Here is a 20,084-nt window from a genome sequence, read left to right as displayed (position 1 = left end):
GCTCTTAAAACCCGGCAGGAGTTTTCCAGCGTTTATATTTTAATAGTTCTTAATAAAGAACACTTCTTAATATATAAGATAACGGTATTGCCATTCATTGTGAATAGCACCTGAGACTACTTTTAGGTATCCTTTAGCGTATTGACCTCAGTAGACTTTTGTGGTATGACAAAATAACTCTTTTGACCGTAACGGGTTCTAGATTGCATGTAAGAGGTACAACAGGATATTATTTCCACATAGAAAAAACCGTCCAGGAGAGATCCTGGGACGGTGAGAGTACATGTCTCCGTTGGTAGTAAGTTCGATATTACTGCTTCCGGGAATAGTTAGTGCCGTCGGTTGATTGTTGTTCGGCCATTGCTTACTATAATTAATAGTATCGGCAACCTGATCAGTCAGCCACCAGACAAGCAACATCCTAAATATAAGGATTAAGGAGTGGCTATTGTGTCAATTGAATCTCCACCATTTAGCTGACGCTTGAAGGGGTGGATTCTTGCGAACAGAGGAGCAACCTCCTCTTATGGGCAAGCGATCCCTGCGTTCCCGCAGTTCTACGTTTTATTTTTATAGGTAATTGCTATACCGCTACCTGTTTGATATTATGAGCCGCATTTTCATCCCGATCATGGTGTGTTCCACAAGCTACACATATCCATTCTCGAATCGAGAGGTTCTTCACTTCGGGATGGATCGTTCCGCATACGTGGCACTGCTGACTGGTCGGCTCAAAGGTGCCGGCAACCCGGAGGGTTCGTCCATACCAGGATGCTTTATACGTCAGTTGACGCACCCATTCGCCCCAGGACGCATCAGCGATGGACTTGGAGAGTTTGGGATTTTGAATCATATTCCCCACACGCAGATGTTCGATGCTGATCGTTTGGCACTCACGGATCAGCTTCGTTGTCAGCTTGTGGAGAAAATCGTTCCGGGAATTTGCAATGTGTTCGTGAATACGGGCAATGTGTTGCTTGGCTTTCTTCCAGTTGGAGCCCCCTGGTGTACGTCTTGCCAAACGCCGCTGCCACAGCGCAAGCTTTTTCTCGTATTGACGGTAAAACCTGGGGTTGGCAAAATGCTCGCCGCTTGAGCTCACAGCGTATTCCTTAAGCCCCAAGTCAATGCCGATATGTACATCTGCTTGTGGAAGCGGGGTCTTTTCGACCTCGCAAACCAGGGAGACAAAATACTTATCGCTGGCGTTTTGCCGTACCGTAGCGGACAGTATACGACCCTCCAGCTTCCGAGAGTTGGCGAAACGCATCCAGCCGAGCTTGGGAAGCTTCAATCGGTTGCCTTCAATGGCGATATTTCCGTTCGTGAATTTCGTGGTGTAGCTTTGTACTGGATGCTTCCGGCTTTTGAAGCGAGGCGCTTGATTTTGCTTTTTGAAAAAGCGGTCAAAGCTATCTGCCACATGCCGAACGGCGGACTGTAAAGCAATACTATCGACTTCTTTGAGCCAGTCATATTGGGTTTTTAGGACGGGAAGCTGTGTCGCACAGGTCTGATAGGACAAACCCTTTCCTGTCTCGGCATAAGTTTGGTTCCACTCTTCCAGGAAATGATTGAACACAAAGCGGCAGCAGCCAAACATTCGACGAATGAGTTGCTGTTGCTCGGTATTCGGGTAGATGCGGTATTTATAGGCTTGATGAACGATCATGTGCGACACCCCCTTTTGTAGTATTTTTTTACAGTATAGCACATATGTTCGCTGAATAGTTTAAAAACCGCTGATTCATCTCCGCCTATAGAGGTCAGAGTCTTTTCGGCTTTTGAAGATAAACTGATCGGCGCGGCAGCAGTCATCCTGAATCTGGAAAGGCATGTCCTTCTGGTTAAACACAGCTATGGTAAATACAATTGGGAACTGCCCGGAGGGTTGTCCGAGGCACAAGAGTCGGCAGAGGAAAGCGCGCGGCGCGAAGTGCTGGAGGAGACAGGTCTTACTATCACTCAAGAGTCTTTAACCGGGGTCTACTACGACCCGGGTAATGACATGCACCATTTTGTATTCACTTGCAAAGAAGACTCCGATCAAGCACCTAAGCCCTGCTCGCCGGAGATTGTGGAGTGCAAATATTGTGCTGTAGACGACCTGCCCCGGCCCATTAGCGATTTCACAGTGCAAAGAATCCTGCACGCGCTGAATCCCGCCAGCCAGCAACTTTTCCATGTGATCGGACCCAGACAATGGAACGAGTAAAGCCAAACAGGATTCATATCATTGGTCCCGTCGGCAGCGGCAAATCCACCTTAGCAAGAAATCTGTCCTCCTCATTAGATATTCCTTATTACGAGCTCGACAACATCGTATGGAGGCGGACAGAAGGCGGTGATGTCAGGAACAGCGTGGAAGACAGAGACCAGATACTGAATAATATCCTTGCCTCTGACAAGTGGATCATTGAAGGCGTGCATCATAAATGGGTAATGCAATCCTTCGAGCAGGCAGAGATGATTATGTATCTGGACACGCATATCTGGAAAAGGAATTACCGCATATTCAAACGATTCGCCATACAAAAACTGGGGTTTCAAAAAGGGAATTATAAACAATCCTTTGAAATGCTGAAAAAAATGTACACATGGAATTACGGACATCAACGGAAAGAGCGGCCTGAAATTTTCGCAACCTTGAAGCCGTATCAGGATAAACTGCTTGTGTTACGGGACAACAGCAATCTTCACAAGCACATTAAGCTTTAAATCCGCTGTATTATTGCTGGAATCGTCCCGTAACCCTATAGTTCGGTATATCAAGCGATACATTAATGTTGAACGCAAAGTCGATTTTGTTGTCATGGAAGGCTATTGTATAGGTGACCACGTATGGCGTTTCGATATAGAACAGGATGAGTTGAAGCTTTCTGGCATTTTCCCAGAGCGCATACGTGACCACCTCTTGCCGCTCTTGGGATAAGTCTTTAGGGAACACATCTGCCCCATGAAGCGGCTTGGAAAAATGAAACAGAATGACGTTATCCCGCTCATCCCCATAGAACATATGAAGCTCCAGTTGTTCGTCTTTCCACTCGAAAATGATTTTTTGGAGACCGTGGGGATTTTCATTGATTAAATAACATCTGTTAACCAGATTCGGTATATTTTCCGGTATAGGCTTGAAGGCAGGAACAGGATAAGCCATAGCAGCCAACCGGCGCTGCAGCATGAGCGTATCCTCAGAGTGAATAGAAATCCGTTTGACCCCACCTTGATCTAATCGATCGATAATGTAATCATAAATCAAGTCTAAAAGACGCTGCAGCTTCGTCATATTCTCAAAGGCCGAGGTGGCGGCAATGACTATTTGCTGTTCAGGAGCCACAAAACAGAGCTGGCCAAAAGAGCCGTCCCCCCGATACGCCCTACGCCGGCACAGATGAAATTGGTATCCGTAGCCTTGTGCCGAGTCGACCCGGTCTGCTCTGGCGAGGCGGCGGTTGTCACTTTGTTCCATAGTGGCTAATTCGATATAGCGCTGAGACACAATTCTTTTTCCCGCATACAGTCCTTTATTCAGGAGCAACTGACCAAATTTCGCGATACTTTCAATCGATAAGCTTAATCCCATCCCGCCTGCTGTAATGCCCAGCGGACAAGTCTCCCATGATGGGCGGGGTATACCCAAAGGCTCAAACAATCTTGGCATCAAAAAATCAACCATGCCCTGTCCAGCAACCTGCTCCATAATGGCAGACAACATATAGGTGGAATGCGTGCTGTACACATAATAACTTCCCGGCTCATGCGGAACGTCCTGGGCCAGAAATGCCCGCACAAAGTCCTGCTCCCTGGCCACAGCACCATAGATATTATCATGGTGGCCTGCGTTCATGGATAAAAGATGGTGCACCGTCATTTTCGCCAAGTTGGCAGAGATCCGCTGCGGCAGCTTGTCCGGAAAGAAGGAGATCACCGGGGCCTCCAGTTCCATGAGCCCCTCGTCACAGGCGATGCCTATAGCTGTGGAGGTGACGCTTTTGCTCAGCGAATACAGCAATTGCGGGCAATCCGGGCGATACGGTGTCCGTGAAAACTCAGCCGTTACTACACCGTTCCGCAGCAGCATAAACTGGTTCACCTCAAGCTCCCGTTGTTCGATCTCAGTGAAGAAATCTAAGAGGTTTCTGGAAGATATCCCGTGATGATCGGGGATACCTCTGGATAACTTCATGGTTTATACCTCCTAATCTAAAATTTTATATAGAATGAACTTAAAAACTTGAGATAAGGAAAAGGAGCAAGCAACGGAGGGGGATTTTGGAACTGGAGGAGCGGTAGTGTCCGCCTTTGTCTTCGGATTTCTACCGCTAATAGCGGTTAAAATCAAGAAATTCTTACGACAACAGCGGCCGGAAGTCCAAATATTCACCGTAGTTGCGACTGATCCTGTACTCTAAAACCTTAAGTTCAATCTATATAGTTATTTTATCGTTACTATTTGTTTTCCGAGTGCATTAATTCATAGTATAGAACAATTACGATAGAATATAGTCTAGTGAAATCTAATCAAGGAGTTGGACCTATGGGCACCGCAGATAGCAGCCTTATTATGTTATCCATACCTGAAGGCTTTGAAAGTGAACGCCTGCTGATCCGCGCCCCACATTGGGGAGATGGTCTTGCTGTAAACGAGGCCGTCAAAGAAAGCATTGAGGAATTGCGTCCGTGGATGCCTTGGGCAAACAAGGTGCCTACCGTTGAGGAATCGGAAGCAAGCATCCGCCGCTCGCGGCTGGAATTCCTGGAGCGTGCAGATCTGAGGCTGCTCTTATTTCTGAAGGAAACGGGGGAATTTATCGGCAGCAGCGGCCTGCACCGGATCGATTGGCAATCACGCAAGTTCGAGATTGGATACTGGGTTCATTCCGCTTTCGCTAGACAGGGGTACATCACAGAAGCCGTAGATGCCATTACGAAATACGCGATTCAGGAGCTGCAGGCGAACCGGATTGAAATCCGTTGTGATTCCCGCAATGTGCAGAGTGCAAGAATCGCTGAGCGCTCAGGCTTTACCTTGGAAGGAACGCTGCGCAACAACAAATGTGATGTAACGGGTACTTTAAGACATACTATGATATTTGCCAAGGTTCGGGGTGTAGAGTACGGAGGGGCGTGAATCCCCCATTATTCATAGCTATAATAACGAAAAAAGCAGACGCCGATTACATAACGGCGTCTGCTTTTTGGACTATCCTACTTACGGCGTCGGCATCCCGCCATTGGCATTCAGCGTTTCACCACTGATGTAGCTGGATTCCTGGCTGGCCAGGAAGACATAGGCCGGAGCCATTTCGGCGGGCTGGCCCGGACGGTTCAGCGGCGTCTTCGCCCCGAAGTCCTTCAGCACCTCTTCCGGCTGGCCGCCGCTGACCTGAAGCGGGGTCCACACCGGGCCGGGAGCCACAACGTTCACTCGGATGCCCTTGCCCGCCACCTGCTGGGCGAGCGATTTGCTGAATGTATTAATCGCAGCCTTGGTGGTTGCGTAGTCCAGCAGAATCGGCGCAGGCTGATACGCCTGAATCGAAGAAGTATTGATGATCGTGCTGCCCGGCTTCATGTGCTTGATCGCCGCCTTGCAGAGCCAGAACAGGGAATAAACATTCGTCTTAAAAGTCGCGTCGAACTGCTCCGTGGTGAGATCGGCGATATCGGTGACGAATTGCTGCTTGCCCGCAATATTGGCCAGAATATCGACTCCGCCCAGTTGTTCGACAGCGGCGGCAATGACCTGCTCGCAGTAGCCCTCATCCTTGAGATCGCCTGGCAGGGCGACTGCCTTGCGGCTGGCCTCCTCTACAAGCTTGACCACTTCCTTCGCATCAGCCTCCTCCTCCGGCATGTAGGACAAGACTATATCAGCACCTTCGCGGGCAAAAGCAATCGCTACCGCGCGGCCAATTCCGCTGTCCGCTCCGGTAACAATCGCCTTGCGGCCGGTAAGCCGTCCGGTGCCGCGGTAAGTTTCCGCACCGTCATCCGGCTTCGGATGCATCGCCTTCTCCAGTCCCGGAGCGGGCTGCTGCTGCTGGAACTCCGGCGTAGCTTTCTGATATTGTTTGACAGGGTCTTGAATCGTATATTGATCACTCATCGTAAATTCCTCCTCAGTCCAAAATGATTCGACTCTTTTCTCTTTATGTAACCAGAACTGGGCTCTCTAAACGGAAGATTATTTCCATTCCGCAGCAAAAGGCACAGCAAAAAGGCCGCCCTTACGAATAAGGAAGCGGCCTGATGCTGTTAGGGTCGGGAGACAGTCCCGCTATAATTTGCTGCCTAGTTCACCGGAATTGTATAGAACAGCCGAGAGCCGTTGCTGTTGGTGTACCAGACAATATTGCCCCCGCTGACGACCGGATTGCATTCGGATAATACAAAATGCTTAATCGTCTGGATCGCACCTGCGGCTTGCCCCGAACCATCGATGAATACATATTTCAAATCACCCGGATGATTGTCCTTATCAAATTCCTGCCACAGCACCATGAATTTGTCATCCGCTATCTTCACCAGTTTCGGTATGGAGGCAATACGATCGGTGCCTACATACTTAGCCAGGGTGATATGGTTAACGGAAGCACTGGCAAGGCTGTTCTTGGGCAATACATTCAGCATAATATCCCGCTGATCCTTCTCCAGCCCAACCATCTCATAAGAGGTGTAGTCTTTAACCAAGGAATGGTCGATGCTGTTCATAGCGACAATATAATTGCCTGCGGACATTTCGAATCCGCCAACCGAAACCCCGGTGGCATTCGCCCCGGTTCTCCCCGGAATCTGGAACAGGTCCACCTCGCTGTAACTCTTGCCGTCGCCTTTATTCAGGACAATTGAACGGGGATAGGCATCGCCATGATCCACAAGCACATGGCTGCTTCCATCGAACAGCACATATTGATCGAAGGAGTGGCTGACATGATTTTTCTGAAATCTTCCCATATCATTGGTCACGGTCATGGTGCCGGTGTTCACGATAATTGTGAGCTGGGACTGATGATTTAATCCGTCTTCTGTCGTGTATCTTTCACGGCTGGTGTGGAAGACAAGCGTATCTCCCTGCTCGGCCATCCTTCCGGAGGCTGCATCAAAAGGTACTACCGTGTAGCTCTCCCCGCCTTTAACGGATACACTGTCGATACGGTTGAAGCTTTTATCATAACGGACAATGCGAATGACCTCTTTGCTGTTATCCTCTTCACGGTTCTCTTGTCCGAACGCAATATAGTTGTACTTCACACCACTGTAGAAGCCGCCGAACAGCGGAAGCTCATATGCTACTTTTTGAGTTGCTGTCAATTCATATTTGGCATTGTACGTTTCAATTGCAACCTCCTTGTCCGCCTCAATAACGCTTACTGTCCCGTCGCTATTGTTGACAAGGTAGGACTCTACTGTACTTTTCCATCTGGGGAAATTAGACGATTCGGCATTGCTCTCCACCGCAGCCCCCGTCTTCACTCGGTACGCATGGTCCGGAACCTTAGAGAACATCGCCAGCTGGTTCAGCTTATTGTCGTATTCGAGCTCAAAGGGGATCTTGGCGGCCAAATCTCTCAACTGAAAATAATTCCTGCCGTCAATCGTGTAGGCCTTAATAGACTGCAACTGCCCGTCAAGCACCACCTTGGAATTGGACAGCGTAGCGCTATAGCTGCTGCTCTGGCTGTAATATTTACTGCCTCTGCTCTCCTCAGGCGTATAGGCCTGTCCGGTTATGATCTCAATCGCGTTGTTTTTCTTATTCCAGGTAATATCAAACTGGCTGGAGGTTCCCGAGAAATGTTCGGCGATATCCCTCAGGCTGTAATAATTATTGCCGAGTATCGCGAATCCGTTAGAATGCTTCTCTTCTCCATTAAAAAACGTGCTGCTCTCTGCAACCTTAGCCTTCACCGTATTGTCCGCAAAGGTTGTGCTGCCAAAGGCTGGTGTAACCAATAACAATATAAGCAGCAGACTAAATAACTTTTTCATTCGTTGTTTCCCCCATCGACTATAATTTTGCTAAGAATACTCCTGCCTGCTCCAACATTGAACCTTACCGAACGCCCCCGTTTCTGCTTGGTCTAAGAACCGCTATACTATGTATGTTTTTGTTGCTTTGGTGCCTTATGGAATAGAATATTCACTTACTTACACAGTTTCTTCCTTTTTTCTTGGCCCGGTATAAGGCGGTGTCCGCAGACTTCATGACCGCATCCGGCGATTTGTATTTTTCATTTTTTTGGGCGACGCCGATGCTTATCGTTATGTATATGGGCCTGGCTGATCTTGAGCTTGCTGATTTCGATTTGCGCTTTGTTTTGCCTTTTCCTCTGCTCTTCCCCCGCAGTGTAAAAGCACGCTTAGCCACTTTCTCGCGCAGCTCTTCCAGATGCGGCAAAGCATCCTGAATGCTTTTACCCGGGAACAGGATCGTAAATTCCTCACCGCCATAGCGGAAGGGCCTTCCGCCTCCGGCAACCTCTCTTAAGGTAGAAGCGACCAGCCTTAGCACTTCATCCCCCGTATCATGGCCATAAGTATCATTGAATTTCTTAAAGTGATCGATGTCCAGCATGGCAATCGCATAATTCATTCCCAGCTTCATCATATCCTGCTTCAAGGCCCGCCTGGAAGGAAGTCCGGTCAGCTCATCGGAGAACGCCATCGAATACGAATCCTGAATGATCGAGGTGATCAGAATGATCCCCGACACGCCCCATAATATGGCATACCAGATAGGATCATACTCGCTGTGCAGCACATATAACATTCCCGCCAGTACCGCAATGAAAGAAATATCCTGCGATGACTTCTGGGAAACTTGCCTGATGATAAGTCTTATCCCCGCCAAGACAAAAGCAATCAGCGAGGCTTGCGACAGCGGGGTGAAATCACGCAGCGTTAAAGGCAGCAGATCCTTGCCGATCCGGTGCAGAATGGCGCTTTGGTCCGGGTTCAACAACCACACAGCGGCGGCTGCCTGAGCCAATATAAATCCAATGCGCAGAAGCCCCCACACACTGAATATCCCGCGCTCCTTAAAGAAAGAGAAGATTAGGACATTGACAGGAATCACCAGGCAGAGAACGGAGTGCAGCTCGGACACCGATACCTTGCCACCCGAGCCGGGCAGCTCCCGCAAATATTGCAGTGAGGCCAGGCTGAGCGTAAAAATAAGGAGCAGGAAAAACTCCCGGCTGCGGTTGAACTTCCAGGAGAGGACGCCTCCGATCAGAAAGATGGGATAGGGGGCAAGCCTCACAAGCTCCAGCTGCGGCTGGGACAAGGTATGTGCGTTATTGGCAAAGAAGTATGCCAGCACAAGCAGTGCAAACGGCAGTATGATCGTGGATGCGACTTTGAGTATATTTTTCAACGTTCAATAAATCCTCCGTGTCCTTTCAACTATATTTATTTATCGGTTAAATGCCCGCGCCCGCTTAATTATGAATCGAACCCTTTTGCCCGCCTGCACATAAAAAAAACCTATCCATTACTGCGGATAGGGTTGTCCGATCTATAGCATTGTGAATGCACATGCGTTAAGTACGTTTAGAATTCCTCATAGGTCGCCGGATCTTGATCCGCGATACGCCCGGATGCTGAGCTTAGTCCCGAAACCGTCTCCATTTCCGCTTCAGTCAGAGCGAAATCAAACACGTTCAGGTTATCCCGCTGATGCTCTACAGATCCTGCTTTGGGAATCGGAACCGCTCCAAGCTGGACATGCCAGCGCAGGATGACCTGGGAGATTGACTTGTTATATCTTCCGGCAATTTCAGCAAGCTTGTCATTCTCCAGAATACTGCTGCCGCGTCCGAGCGGACTCCAAGATTCGGTCACGATTCCGTGCTCTTTATGCCATCGGCGCTGCTCTTCCTGGTTAAACAGGGGATGCAGCTCGATTTGGTTCATGCTTGGCGCTACTCCGGTTTCCTTGATCAAACGCTCTATATGCTCCGGCAAAAAGTTGCAGACCCCTATGGAACGGATCAGCCCTTGTTTCTTGGCCTCGATCATCGCCTGCCAGGCCTCAACGTATAAATTCACATTGGGGTTCGGCCAATGGATGAGATAGAAATCATAATAGTCCAACCCGGCCCGATATAAGGATTCCTGGATCGTTTCCACCGCTTTGTCATAAGCGTGATGGCGCCCCGGCAGCTTGGACGTAATGAACAGCTGATCCCTCGGCACAGAGCTTTGGCGAACCGCTTCGCCAATCGTTCCTTCATTCTCATAATTAAAGGCGCTATCCAGCAAGCGATAGCCGGCATCAATCGCTGTTGTAAGACTTTTCACACCAGCCTCACCCTTCAAGCGGTAAGTCCCAAATCCAATCGCAGGCACCTTTAGTCCATCGTTCAATTCAATTTCCGGGATTCTTTCAGTCATCGTTACTCTTCTCCTTTGTGTCGTGCAATCCCCAAGCGGGCTGCACTCTATTATGTTGAAGACGCAAACGCGCTTGCACCCAGTTCTATTTTACCTTATTTAGTCTGGAAGTGTCGCCTCTGTAACTCTCTGCGCTTTGAGCGGATCGGGATCTTTCAGCATTTAAATGGACACTCGATTCAGCCTGCTCATACATTCAGGTCTTCCTTAATTTTATAACGGACTGCAATGAACGTGAATACTGCAATAGCTGCAACCGCAACAAAAGTCGTATGCATAACTTCGCCGGTATTATTGAAGTCCTTTATGCGGACCAGCGTATTGATAAGCAGGTATTTCGACAGGTGAATTCCCTCAACAAGCGATTCCAGTGCAGCCAGCGACATTCCCACAACATTTAGGGCCAGGATAAATCCAGCGGTCAAACTTACCAGCAGGTTTTTGGCGATCATTGCAATACAGAGAATCAGGATCGAAAATGCCCAATGCAGCAAAAACTGGCCGACCAGCAGTTTAACGAAAAAACCAAGATCACCAAGGCTGGCATTACCAAAGAATAGGCTTCTTCCAATCCAGTCAGACATCAGCAGCGTGATGAACAGAAGGATTATAAACACGGCCAGGATCAACATTTTCGACAAGACAGAATAGATTCTTGCGTTTCTCATCGAGATATAATTTTTGTGGAATCCGGAGTTATATTCACTCATATAGAAATAAATACTGAAGACCGCAATGTAAATCAGCATCCAGGAGGAGGGCTGTGAAATATTATATTGGATAAACTCGCTCTCATTCATGCTGCTGACCACAACGCCTCCCTCTTCAATCGACTGTGAGTATTGCTGCATCATAAAGATGCCGAAGATTTGAAAAGCACAGAACAGCAGCAGCAGCAAATACATGATTTTATTATTTCTGAAGCGGTGAAAATCCATCTTAAGGATATTAATCATAGTGATCACCCGCACTTTCCGTCCGTTCCAGGAAGTATTGCTCCAGGCTCTGCTTATGCTTATAAATTGAATCTACCGCTACCCCATAATCCACCAGCACCTTCGTTATTTGCCGGATTTCAATGTTCCGGTCATAGACATACAGCGTTTGACCGTAGGCAACCTTGTACTTTGAGATTTGCAGTTCCCGCTCCAAAACCGGAATGGCCGTTTTGGCTTCATCCACCCCGATCTCAATCCGTTCCTCACATTTCTGCAGCAGTTCTTCTCTGGAGATCACCTCAACAATCTCACCCTGATGAATAATTGCATACTTAGTCGCGATTTTGGATAACTCCTCAAGAAAATGACTCGAAATGATAATGGTTAAGCCGGCTTTGTTCAGCTCCAGGATCAACTGTCTAATCTCAACAATACCTTCCGGGTCAAGCCCGTTGATCGGCTCATCGAGTATCAGGACATCCGGACTTCCGAGTAAAGCAATCGCTATGCCGAGCCGTTGTTTCATCCCCATGGAATAGCTTTTGACTTTAGCTGTATTCTTATGATCTAGTCCAACCAGCTGCAGCAATTTCTCTATCTGCTTGTTCCTATCCTTGAGGCCATAAGCCATGGCCAATAGATTCAAGTTCTCATAGGCCGAATAATGGGGATAGAGTCCGGCATTTTCAATCAGCACGCCCATCCGCTCGAAGAAAGACTGATTCTCACCCGAAGCCCGGTTAAAAAAATGAAGTTCTCCCGACGTCGGATAAATTAATCCGCCGATCATTTTCAGCAGCGTCGATTTCCCCGCCCCGTTTTTCCCGATTAATCCTACAATCTCACCTTTGAATATTTTGAGATCGGCATTCAGCACAGCGGTTTTTGATTTGTACCTTTTCGTAAGTCCGCTCATTTCAATAATACAATCTGACATGGTAGCACCCTCCTTCACCATAAGTTAACAGGATGAAGGCTAAGACATCGCCAATAAAAGGTTAAGAAATGTCAAAGCGTTTCACTTACTCAGCCTGAAGCCGATTCCCCAGATCGTATCAATATAAGGTTCACTATCATAGCGCTTAATTTTATTGCGGATATTGCTGATATGCACCGTTATCGTTTTGTCTTCTCCCATATAGATTTCATCCCATGCCAGCTCGTACAAATCCTGCTTCGTGAATACCCGCGTTGGGTTCCTCACCAGCAGTTCAACAATTTTATACTCCTGTCTCGTCAGACTAAGTGTCTTATCCTTTACTTTGACACTGTATGCCGTGCTGTCCAGCAGCAGGTTTTTATGCTTGTACTCCTTGGACGATTCATCTGCCGCGTTTCTTTTGATATGGACATGGATGCGGGCAATCAGCTCTTCTATTTCAAAAGGCTTGGTGACATAATCGTCTGCTCCCAAAGCGAACAGGTTCAACTTATGATCCAACTGGTCCTTAGCCGACAGAATGATCACCGGGACCCCAGACTTTAAATCCTTCCGCAAATAATGCATGAATTCTTCCCCCGATAAACCGGGCAGCATCAGATCCAGCACAATGAGTTGGTACTCGCGGTGAGCCAGATTCATCTTCCCTTCACTGCCGGAATATGCTTGTGTGCAATGAAACTTGTCTGCTGTAAGACCGTCATAAATAATCCCGTTAATATGTTCATCATCCTCAATAATCAGGACCCGCTGATTGTTCCCGTTCCCGCACATCTGCATTCTCCTTCGCTGTTTTCATAAATTCTGTTTTTAGGCAAAAGGTATCGCCGATGCATTCGGCCTCCGTATCTCCGTTCATCTTTTCCATAAGTGATTTCACAATTGATAGACCCAAACCGGAGGAATGAACGGTACGTGAAGGATCTTCTTTATAGAAACGGGTGAAAATCCGCTCCATATTGACCTGGGTCCCTGCCTTCAGCAGATTGGTGAAATGGATACACACGGTATCCTGCTTATCCTCATAACCAATAGATAACGAACCTCCCCCATGTATAAAATAGTTGCCGACGATATTCGCAAATACCCGCTCCACGGCATTTACATTCCCTACGATAGAAACGGGCAACTCCGGAAGATTGAGCATGGGTTCATCACCGGCCCGGGAAAAATCATCAATGAAATGAAATAAGTTCCGCTTCAGCACATCCATAACGTCAACGGATTCAAGTTCAAGGCTATATTCCGGATTCTGCAGCTTGGTGTATAAAAACAACTCGTCAACCAACTTGATGATCTGCTGAATTCTGGATTGGGCTAGTGTTACATATTGTGTCTTGTCTTGAAGTTGTTCTGAGCGCAGAGCTAATTGGAGATAACCATCTAATGAAGTAAGCGGGGTTCTGATATCATGCGACAGGCTGATGATCGTAGAATTCATCTCTTCATTTTTCCGGCTGAATTGCTGATCCAGGGCTCTTTGACGGCTTAACAAAGCATTGCAGCGGTGGATTAAGCTATCGATTTCCTTAGGCTTTAATTGTGTTCCTATAAACTTAAAAGAATTATGTTCCATAATAAAAGACAGCTGATTCCCGATATCCCTAATCTGGCTTTTATAATACAGCAGGTAAATAGTTTGGGCCATTAACAAAATAATAGCTATAACCAGGACAATAATCATGGTGTCACTTCCTTCCATATGAACTTCATTATATACGAATATAGATTTTGCTATGATCTTATTTTGGTTAAATATGACATACTGTCGTCACTGCTCTATGGTATAACTAGAATAAAAACGAGGTGCGCTGCTATGGCAAGCTATGAATATTCGTCCAAAGAGAAATTAATCGAGACCATTCATTCCAAATATGTGCTGCTGGATGCAGAATTTGACGGGATCGACGACAGCCAGAGGGATGCAAGAATACCTGAGGTGGATAAGACACCCGCCGAAATTATCGCCTACCAGCTTGGCTGGCTTCCGCTCATCATGGGCTGGGACAAGGATGAACGGGAAGGCCGTGAAGTCCATATGCCGTCACCCGGCTATAAATGGAACCAGCTTGGCGGACTTTACCAGTCCTTCTACGAGCAATATGCCGCATTATCCCTCGCCGAGCTGCGAGACCTATTCCGTCAGAGGGAGCAGGAGTGGCTGGAATGGATCGGTACTTTAACCGAAGAAGAGCTGTTCACCCAAGGCACTCGCAAATGGACCGGCAGCAAGGACAACTGGCCGATGGCCCGCTGGATTCACATCAATTCAGTCGCCCCGTTCACCAACTTCCGCGCCAAAATCAGAAAGTGGAAGAAATACAGACCATAGAGTCCCGTTTACTCCCCCCAATCGGGTAAGTGGCTAAATGGCATTTGCACCTGACAAGCCGCCCATTATTAGCGGACACTATCAAATAGCGGAGGATCGGATAACGGTGTGCAAATTTTTACAGTTGCACACAATCGACACTTTTCGTGATAAACTTACATACACTGCCGCGATAAAGCAGGATTCAGGGCTTAGTTATATTTCCATATTGAAACCGGGGGGAAGTAATGAAGACAGCATTGCTCAAGTGGAACCAAGTGAGCCTAGTACAACGAATACTTGTGGGGATTGTAATTGGTATAATTTTAGCTGTATTGATTCCTGATGCAACTGGAGTCAGCATTTTCGGCTCCTTGTTTGTACTGGCATTAAAGGCAGTCGCACCTGTATTGGTCTTGCTCTTAGTCATGTCGGCCATATCCAAACATAAAAAAGGCCAACAAACGAATATGAAAGCGATTCTTGTTCTGTATGGTTTAAGTACATTTTTGGCAGGACTGATTGCAGTTATCGTAAGTTTTATGTTTCCGGTACGCCTATCACTTGTAAAGGGTGTGAGCGACCTGACTCCACCTGATGGAATTGTAGAAGTACTCAAGGCTTTGCTGTTTAATGTGGTCGATAACCCGGTAAACGCCCTAATGAATGCCAACTATATCGGTATCCTAACATGGGCTATATTACTTGGCTTTGCTCTTAGAAATGCCAATGATAACACCAAAGACACGCTTACTAATTTTTCAGATGCTGTCTCGCAAATCGTCAAGTGGGTAATCAGCTTGGCACCATTAGGCATCATGGGTCTTGTCTTTGATTCTATTACAGCAAAGGGACTTTCATCCCTGCTTGATTATGGTAAACTCCTTCTTGTTCTCATTGGATGTATGTTATTCATGGCGCTTGTGATTAATCCGTTAATTGTATATCTGAATATTCGTAGAAATCCTTACCCTCTTGTGTTCCATTGCCTGAAGGAAAGCGGGATTACCGCATTCTTTACTCGCAGCTCAGCCGCAAACATTCCCATCAACATGAGATTATGTGAAAAGCTCGATCTGGATGCAGATACGTATTCTGTGTCCATTCCCTTAGGTGCTACGATTAATATGGCGGGTGCAGCTGTTACGATCTCTGTCTTGACCCTCGCTGCTGTTCACACGGTCGGCATTGAAGTGGATTTTGGTATGGCGCTTGTTCTTAGCGTGCTGTCTGCTATATCTGCTGCGGGTGCCTCAGGTGTTGCCGGAGGATCGCTCTTATTGATTCCTCTAGCATGCAGCGTCTTCGGCATTCCGAATGATATTGCGATTCAAGTCGTTGGTGTAGGTTTCATCATCGGTGTTCTGCAGGACTCTTTCGAGACTGCGCTTAACTCATCTTCCGACTTACTATTCACAGCAACCGCTGAATATGCAAAAAATCGCAAAGAAGGCGTGGAATTTGTGATTAATACCCAATAAATAGTGTCAAGTGGAAACGGATACCGTCCTCAAAAGGACGGTATCCGTTTCAGCGAGAAATAGAAGGATAATTTATAGCGTGAAACATATAAATTCTTATCTTTAGATAAAAACAAGCAGGAGACCTTGGGCTCCTGCTTGTTTATTGTTCCCGGTTGGATTGGGTTTCTGCTGCGCTTCGTCAACCCTGATGTCACTCTTTATAAAGTTATTTGCAGCAAGTGAAGGCTGCTATCTTGAGATGGCTATCGGGTGGTGAACAATTGGAGCCTTCCTATCTAATCTCCACTACAATTTGTTTGATTGCAGCTGCGCTTATAGTCAGGCTGGCAAGGGTGTCCAGCCAATGATCGCCTGCACTGACAAATTCAATTTCCAAATCCGCCGCTGGCTGGTTAAGCGCAAGAACAGCTCCGGCGCTGTTGCCACTGTCGAAAATGAGCATACTGCGCTGGATAGCGGATATGCTGTAATGATTTTGCCTCAGCATATAGATGATACGTAGCCTTGCAATTTCTTCATCTCCATAGACGCGGGATTGATCAGGCTGCCGCGGAACACAGATCAGCCCGTTGCGCTCCCAATTGCGCAGCACTTCCGGTGTGACTCCTAACAAAGAGGCGGCTTCCTTATGGCTATACACATTCCCTGTGCCGGGCAGCTGACCTTTCTCGGTCCAATTCTTAAGCAGCGACGCTGTTTCCAGTGCAGAGGCGTATTCCTTCTCCAATAGATGCTGATAGGCTTCAGCATTGGTTAACGCCAGCTCCACATCCCATGATTTAAGGGCAGCTGCAACCGAAAAGGCGGTGTTTCTTAGAGTGCGGTTGGTATAGGGGGTACCAAAGATCAAACGGCAAACCCGAAGCTGTGTAAGATGTCTGTATGTAAACTGCCGATAGCGGTTTTCCGTACGTTCTACCGGTGAGATCAGCCCTATTTTTTCATAAAACCTTATCGTATTGGGATGTACGCCCAGCTCCTGAGCGATTTGTCCTGTCCTATAAAATGCTTCACCGGATGTATTAAGAATCGGCTTGGGTTTCGCGGCTGATTCATCGGGGATAAACTTCATAATCTCTCCAATGTCACAAGCAAGCGCTGTGCAAATCCGGGCCAGAACGCCAAGATCGGGACGCTTGATTTCATTGGTGATATACAGATTCAGCTGGCTTCTCTGAACGTGCGCAAGCTGAGCCAGCTTCCCGCTGTCAATGCCTTTGCTGCTCATGACTGACCCAAGGATAATATCGAAGTGTCCCCACTGTTCCGGCATGCAACAACCCCCCTCTGGAAAAAAGATACATCTGTTATACCACAGAGAACAACAGCTATCAAATAGAACCCTCCAGCTTTGCACCACCCCTCCCCCGGCATGATAAACTCCTGTCATCAAAGGAGGATGAATCTATGGCGTATCATATCGAAGCAAACGGATTATCAAAAATATACCGCATTCCGGTTAGGGAGGCCGGCCTTCGTTCGGCGTTTGGCAGCTTGTTCCGTCCGCATTTTAATGAAGTTAAAGCTGTAGACGAGGTGAGCTTTGCCATAGAACGCGGTGAAATGGTCGGGTTCATCGGGCCGAATGGCGCAGGCAAGACCACGACACTCAAAATGCTCTCCGGGCTGCTCTACCCGACTTCAGGCAGTGCAACGGCTGCGGGGTTTACCCCGTGGCAGCGCAAACCCCAATATCTCAAGAAGATCAGCATGCTCATGGGCAATCGCAGCCAAATGCAGTGGAATAACACCGTGTATGATACGATGCACATTTTCAAAGAGATCTACGGAGTGCCCACAGCGGATTTCAAAAGACATCTTGTAGAGCTTGGGGACATGTTCGATGTAGGTAAGCTTATGCAGAAACGCGCCCGCAACCTCTCGCTCGGTGAACGGTCCAAATGCGAATTTATAGTCACCCTTCTGCATAAGCCGGAAATCCTGTATCTGGATGAGCCGACGCTTGGGATGGACGTGACAATGCAATTAAGGCTGCGGCAATATATGAAGGAATATAACCAGAAATTTGATACAACGGTTATGCTGACAAGCCATTATATGTCCGATATCACTTCGCTTTGCTCCAGGGTGATGCTGATCAACGGCGGACATTTGGTCTATGACGGTAAGCTGTCCAGCCTGACGGACAAGATCACACCGTACCGGATCATCAAGCTGACCCTTGAAGAAGAGAATCCTCCGCTGAGCCCGGAGAGCCTTCAAATAGATGGAATTCCGGCAGAATGGATTGAGAATAGCGGAAATGAGTACACCCTCCGGGTAAAGAAAGAGGATGTCGTGAGGGCCAGCGGAATGCTGATGAGCAGGTATATCCTCATTGATTTCGGAATCGCTGATCCCCCCATTGAATCAGTGATTGACACTATATACGCAGAGGGGATCACTGTATGAATATCCGCGGCGGAATAGCGATGATTCGGGGCCAGCTCTTCAATTTCATGTCGGAAAAAGGATTCTTCTGGACGCTTGCACTCGGCTGGATGATCGGACCTGTGATCTATATGATCGTCTGGTCGACGGCTGCGTCATCCGGCACGATCGGGGGATATGACAGGAATGCCTTTGTTCTATACTATCTGTCCCTCATTCTCATCAATCAAATGACGTATCCGACGACACACTGGTCAACGGCTCAAGCGATACATAATGGCTCGATATCCTCAGCGCTGCTGCGCCCGTTGCCGCTTATTTATGGAGCGGTCGGACAAGAAGCGGCTGTCAAAATGGTGTGCATCCCGTTTGTTGCGGTTGTAGTTATGCTACTCGGGTTATTGCTGGGCGTGCAGGCCAGTTTTACATTAGTGTCCGTAGCTGCCGGCCTTGCGGCCCTTATGCTCGCACTCATGATTCGCTTTCTGCTCGCCTACACTCTGTCCCTTCTCGCTTTTTGGACACAGCATTCCTCGGCACTGCTCAGTGTCAACGATACCTTCATCTTTCTGTTCGGCGGACAGGTGGCTCCGCTTGCCTTGTTCCCCGGCCAGCTTAACCAGCTTACGCATTTTCTGCCCTACCGGTACATGATCTCTTTCCCGGTGGAGGCGCTTATGGGCACATTACACCGTGAGAGCATGATCCGGGGCTTCACCATGCAGCTGCTTTGGACTGCTGTATTGATGCTTATGTGTTATGGTGTGAACCGGTACGGCCAGCGTAAATATTCGGCAGTGGGAGGATAATCATGAGATATTTCAGACTAATCTTTACCTTCATGAAGGCGGCGTTTCAGAATGAGTCAGCATATCGGCTGAACTTTGTTATGAATTTTTTAAGTGCAGTTTTAGGTCTGGCTGGCGGTATTGGGGGGATTTATATTCTGTACGTCAACAATGAGGTCCTTAACGGCTGGACGATGCCGGAGACTCTGGCTGTACTCGGCGTTTACATGCTGGTGCAAGCCGTGAAAAATGTTGTGATCGGCCCCAGCATGAATAAGCTTGGCGGCATGGACGGCGAGATTGAAAGCGGGACGTTTGATTATACCCTATTGAAACCCATATCGACTCAATATTATATCAGTGTGCGGGAATGGTCTCTCTGGTCGGTTTTGCATATCGCCGTTGCCGCAGGTGTAGTCCTTTTCGCGATAGACGGCATGAACAGCGAAATAACCCTCCTAGCTGCTGCTCAGTTTCTGCTTGCACTAGTTATTTCTCTCGGAATTCTGTATTCCGTGATGCTGATTCTGAGCTCTGTCGCTTTTTGGTATAGAGGGACATACATGTTGTGGATCATGGAAGATATCCTGCAAGCGGGGCGGTATCCGATCGGCATCTATCCGCGCCCGCTCCGGTTGGTCTTGACATGGGTGCTGCCTGTCGGGTTCATTGTATCGGTTCCGGCTGAAGCACTTGTCCAGAAAGCTGAGCCCCTTATGCTTGCGGCAGGAGCCGTGCTTATGGTCATCCTTTTTACAGTTGCGACACTCTTCTTCAACCGCAGCCTCCACAAGTATTCCAGCGCATCCAGCTGAACAACCAATTGTGATGATC

The 20,084-nt window shown here is 47.8% G+C and carries 19 protein-coding genes; 8 read left to right on the top strand and 11 right to left on the bottom strand.

All coding sequences use genetic code 11. The features are described 5' to 3' along the window. Positions 1–583 precede the first annotated feature (583 nt). Positions 584–1,672, bottom strand: coding sequence for an IS200/IS605 family element RNA-guided endonuclease TnpB (tnpB, locus tag AC3WT9_RS28630; protein ID WP_341377321.1), 1,089 nt, complete (start codon positions 1,670–1,672; stop codon positions 584–586). Positions 1,673–1,714: 42 nt separating this feature from the next. On the opposite strand from tnpB, the gene AC3WT9_RS28625 reads away from it, so the two are divergent. Both AC3WT9_RS28625 and AC3WT9_RS28620 read left to right on the top strand, forming a co-directional pair. Then, positions 1,715–2,215 (top strand): NUDIX domain-containing protein, encoded by a 501-nt coding sequence (locus tag AC3WT9_RS28625; protein ID WP_341380316.1) that lies wholly within the window; start codon positions 1,715–1,717, stop codon positions 2,213–2,215. Further along, complete coding sequence (locus AC3WT9_RS28620; protein ID WP_341377320.1) at positions 2,203–2,718, top strand: AAA family ATPase; 516 nt, start codon at positions 2,203–2,205, stop codon at positions 2,716–2,718. Before AC3WT9_RS28625 ends, AC3WT9_RS28620 begins: the two co-directional genes overlap by 13 nt. Before the next feature lie 10 nt (positions 2,719–2,728). On the opposite strand, the gene AC3WT9_RS28615 is transcribed toward AC3WT9_RS28620, so the two are convergent. Beyond that, positions 2,729–4,186 carry a serine hydrolase domain-containing protein gene (locus AC3WT9_RS28615; RefSeq protein ID WP_341377319.1) on the bottom strand — a complete coding sequence of 486 codons (1,458 nt, stop codon included), beginning with the start codon at positions 4,184–4,186 and terminating at the stop codon, positions 2,729–2,731. 351 nt (positions 4,187–4,537) lie between these two features. Between AC3WT9_RS28615 and AC3WT9_RS28610 the strand changes: the two genes are divergently transcribed. After that, entirely contained in the window at positions 4,538–5,131 is a 594-nt protein-coding gene (locus tag AC3WT9_RS28610) for a GNAT family N-acetyltransferase (protein ID WP_341089840.1), read from the top strand. 81 nt (positions 5,132–5,212) lie between these two features. Here the strand turns inward: AC3WT9_RS28610 and AC3WT9_RS28605 are convergent, their stop codons facing one another. The 8 genes from AC3WT9_RS28605 to AC3WT9_RS28570 all read right to left on the bottom strand — a co-directional run bounded on the left by AC3WT9_RS28605 (position 5,213) and on the right by AC3WT9_RS28570 (position 13,960). Beyond that, on the bottom strand, positions 5,213–6,109 hold the full coding sequence (locus tag AC3WT9_RS28605) for an SDR family oxidoreductase (protein ID WP_341377318.1): 897 nt from the start codon (positions 6,107–6,109) through the stop codon (positions 5,213–5,215). Between the two features lie 185 nt (positions 6,110–6,294). Beyond that, positions 6,295–7,992, bottom strand: a complete 1,698-nt coding sequence (locus tag AC3WT9_RS28600; RefSeq protein WP_341089838.1) for a hypothetical protein — start codon at positions 7,990–7,992, stop codon at positions 6,295–6,297. Between the two features lie 151 nt (positions 7,993–8,143). Next, complete coding sequence (locus tag AC3WT9_RS28595) at positions 8,144–9,379, bottom strand: GGDEF domain-containing protein (protein ID WP_341089836.1); 1,236 nt, start codon at positions 9,377–9,379, stop codon at positions 8,144–8,146. A 176-nt stretch (positions 9,380–9,555) separates the two neighbouring features. Next, positions 9,556–10,398 carry an aldo/keto reductase gene (locus AC3WT9_RS28590; protein ID WP_341377317.1) on the bottom strand — a complete coding sequence of 281 codons (843 nt, stop codon included), beginning with the start codon at positions 10,396–10,398 and terminating at the stop codon, positions 9,556–9,558. A 188-nt stretch (positions 10,399–10,586) separates the two neighbouring features. Further along, the gene (locus AC3WT9_RS28585) at positions 10,587–11,354 is read right to left on the bottom strand and encodes an ABC transporter permease (RefSeq protein WP_341377316.1); all 768 of its coding nucleotides are present in this window, start codon (positions 11,352–11,354) and stop codon (positions 10,587–10,589) included. Continuing rightward, positions 11,347–12,273, bottom strand: coding sequence for an ABC transporter ATP-binding protein (locus AC3WT9_RS28580; RefSeq protein ID WP_341377314.1), 927 nt, complete (start codon positions 12,271–12,273; stop codon positions 11,347–11,349). Before AC3WT9_RS28580 ends, AC3WT9_RS28585 begins: the two co-directional genes overlap by 8 nt. Before the next feature lie 81 nt (positions 12,274–12,354). Further along, entirely contained in the window at positions 12,355–13,050 is a 696-nt protein-coding gene (locus tag AC3WT9_RS28575) for a response regulator transcription factor (protein ID WP_341377312.1), read from the bottom strand. Further along, positions 13,010–13,960: a sensor histidine kinase gene (locus AC3WT9_RS28570; RefSeq protein ID WP_341089830.1), complete on the bottom strand. Its 951-nt coding sequence runs from the start codon at positions 13,958–13,960 to the stop codon at positions 13,010–13,012. Before AC3WT9_RS28570 ends, AC3WT9_RS28575 begins: the two co-directional genes overlap by 41 nt. A 132-nt stretch (positions 13,961–14,092) precedes the next feature. Here AC3WT9_RS28570 and AC3WT9_RS28565 point away from each other — a divergent pair, with 132 nt between their 5' ends. Beyond that, the gene (locus AC3WT9_RS28565; protein WP_341089829.1) at positions 14,093–14,608 is read left to right on the top strand and encodes a ClbS/DfsB family four-helix bundle protein; all 516 of its coding nucleotides are present in this window, start codon (positions 14,093–14,095) and stop codon (positions 14,606–14,608) included. Positions 14,609–14,835: 227 nt separating this feature from the next. Beyond that, positions 14,836–16,068, top strand: a complete 1,233-nt coding sequence (sstT, locus tag AC3WT9_RS28560) for a serine/threonine transporter SstT (RefSeq protein ID WP_341089828.1) — start codon at positions 14,836–14,838, stop codon at positions 16,066–16,068. Positions 16,069–16,342: 274 nt separating this feature from the next. Here sstT and AC3WT9_RS28555 read toward each other — a convergent pair whose 3' ends face one another. Further along, complete coding sequence (locus tag AC3WT9_RS28555) at positions 16,343–17,344, bottom strand: MerR family transcriptional regulator (RefSeq protein WP_341089826.1); 1,002 nt, start codon at positions 17,342–17,344, stop codon at positions 16,343–16,345. A 134-nt stretch (positions 17,345–17,478) separates the two neighbouring features. Here AC3WT9_RS28555 and AC3WT9_RS28550 point away from each other — a divergent pair, with 134 nt between their 5' ends. The 3 genes from AC3WT9_RS28550 to AC3WT9_RS28540 are packed head-to-tail and all read left to right on the top strand — an operon-like array spanning position 17,479 to position 20,065. Then, a complete protein-coding gene (locus AC3WT9_RS28550; protein WP_341377311.1) occupies positions 17,479–18,483 on the top strand; it encodes an ABC transporter ATP-binding protein in 1,005 nt (334 codons plus the stop codon). Then, a complete protein-coding gene (locus AC3WT9_RS28545) occupies positions 18,480–19,271 on the top strand; it encodes an ABC transporter permease (RefSeq protein WP_341377310.1) in 792 nt (263 codons plus the stop codon). The genes AC3WT9_RS28550 and AC3WT9_RS28545 overlap by 4 nt, the downstream gene beginning before the upstream one ends. 2 nt (positions 19,272–19,273) lie before the next feature. After that, the gene (locus tag AC3WT9_RS28540) at positions 19,274–20,065 is read left to right on the top strand and encodes an ABC transporter permease (RefSeq protein WP_341377309.1); all 792 of its coding nucleotides are present in this window, start codon (positions 19,274–19,276) and stop codon (positions 20,063–20,065) included. Positions 20,066–20,084: the final 19 nt, after the last annotated feature.

This window comes from Paenibacillus sp. EB106-06-01-XG199 (assembly GCF_058791575.1).
Note: the sequence above shows the minus strand (reverse complement) of the source record. Positions and strands in the feature narration are given on the sequence as shown.

Excerpts from the sequence above, each read along its gene's own strand:
- tnpB (WP_341377321.1), bottom strand. The coding sequence starts at position 1,672 with ATGATCGTTCATCAAGCCTATAAATACCGCATCTACCCGAATACCGAG.
- AC3WT9_RS28620 (WP_341377320.1), top strand. The coding sequence starts at position 2,203 with ATGGAACGAGTAAAGCCAAACAGGATTCATATCATTGGTCCCGTCGGC.
- AC3WT9_RS28615 (WP_341377319.1), bottom strand. The coding sequence starts at position 4,186 with ATGAAGTTATCCAGAGGTATCCCCGATCATCACGGGATATCTTCCAGA.
- AC3WT9_RS28610 (WP_341089840.1), top strand. The coding sequence starts at position 4,538 with ATGGGCACCGCAGATAGCAGCCTTATTATGTTATCCATACCTGAAGGC.
- AC3WT9_RS28605 (WP_341377318.1), bottom strand. The coding sequence starts at position 6,109 with ATGAGTGATCAATATACGATTCAAGACCCTGTCAAACAATATCAGAAA.
- AC3WT9_RS28600 (WP_341089838.1), bottom strand. The coding sequence starts at position 7,992 with ATGAAAAAGTTATTTAGTCTGCTGCTTATATTGTTATTGGTTACACCA.
- AC3WT9_RS28590 (WP_341377317.1), bottom strand. The coding sequence starts at position 10,398 with ATGACTGAAAGAATCCCGGAAATTGAATTGAACGATGGACTAAAGGTG.
- AC3WT9_RS28585 (WP_341377316.1), bottom strand. The coding sequence starts at position 11,354 with ATGATTAATATCCTTAAGATGGATTTTCACCGCTTCAGAAATAATAAA.
- AC3WT9_RS28580 (WP_341377314.1), bottom strand. The coding sequence starts at position 12,273 with ATGTCAGATTGTATTATTGAAATGAGCGGACTTACGAAAAGGTACAAA.
- AC3WT9_RS28575 (WP_341377312.1), bottom strand. The coding sequence starts at position 13,050 with ATGTGCGGGAACGGGAACAATCAGCGGGTCCTGATTATTGAGGATGAT.
- AC3WT9_RS28570 (WP_341089830.1), bottom strand. The coding sequence starts at position 13,960 with ATGATTATTGTCCTGGTTATAGCTATTATTTTGTTAATGGCCCAAACT.
- AC3WT9_RS28565 (WP_341089829.1), top strand. The coding sequence starts at position 14,093 with ATGGCAAGCTATGAATATTCGTCCAAAGAGAAATTAATCGAGACCATT.
- sstT (WP_341089828.1), top strand. The coding sequence starts at position 14,836 with ATGAAGACAGCATTGCTCAAGTGGAACCAAGTGAGCCTAGTACAACGA.
- AC3WT9_RS28555 (WP_341089826.1), bottom strand. The coding sequence starts at position 17,344 with ATGCCGGAACAGTGGGGACACTTCGATATTATCCTTGGGTCAGTCATG.
- AC3WT9_RS28550 (WP_341377311.1), top strand. The coding sequence starts at position 17,479 with ATGGCGTATCATATCGAAGCAAACGGATTATCAAAAATATACCGCATT.
- AC3WT9_RS28545 (WP_341377310.1), top strand. The coding sequence starts at position 18,480 with ATGAATATCCGCGGCGGAATAGCGATGATTCGGGGCCAGCTCTTCAAT.
- AC3WT9_RS28540 (WP_341377309.1), top strand. The coding sequence starts at position 19,274 with ATGAGATATTTCAGACTAATCTTTACCTTCATGAAGGCGGCGTTTCAG.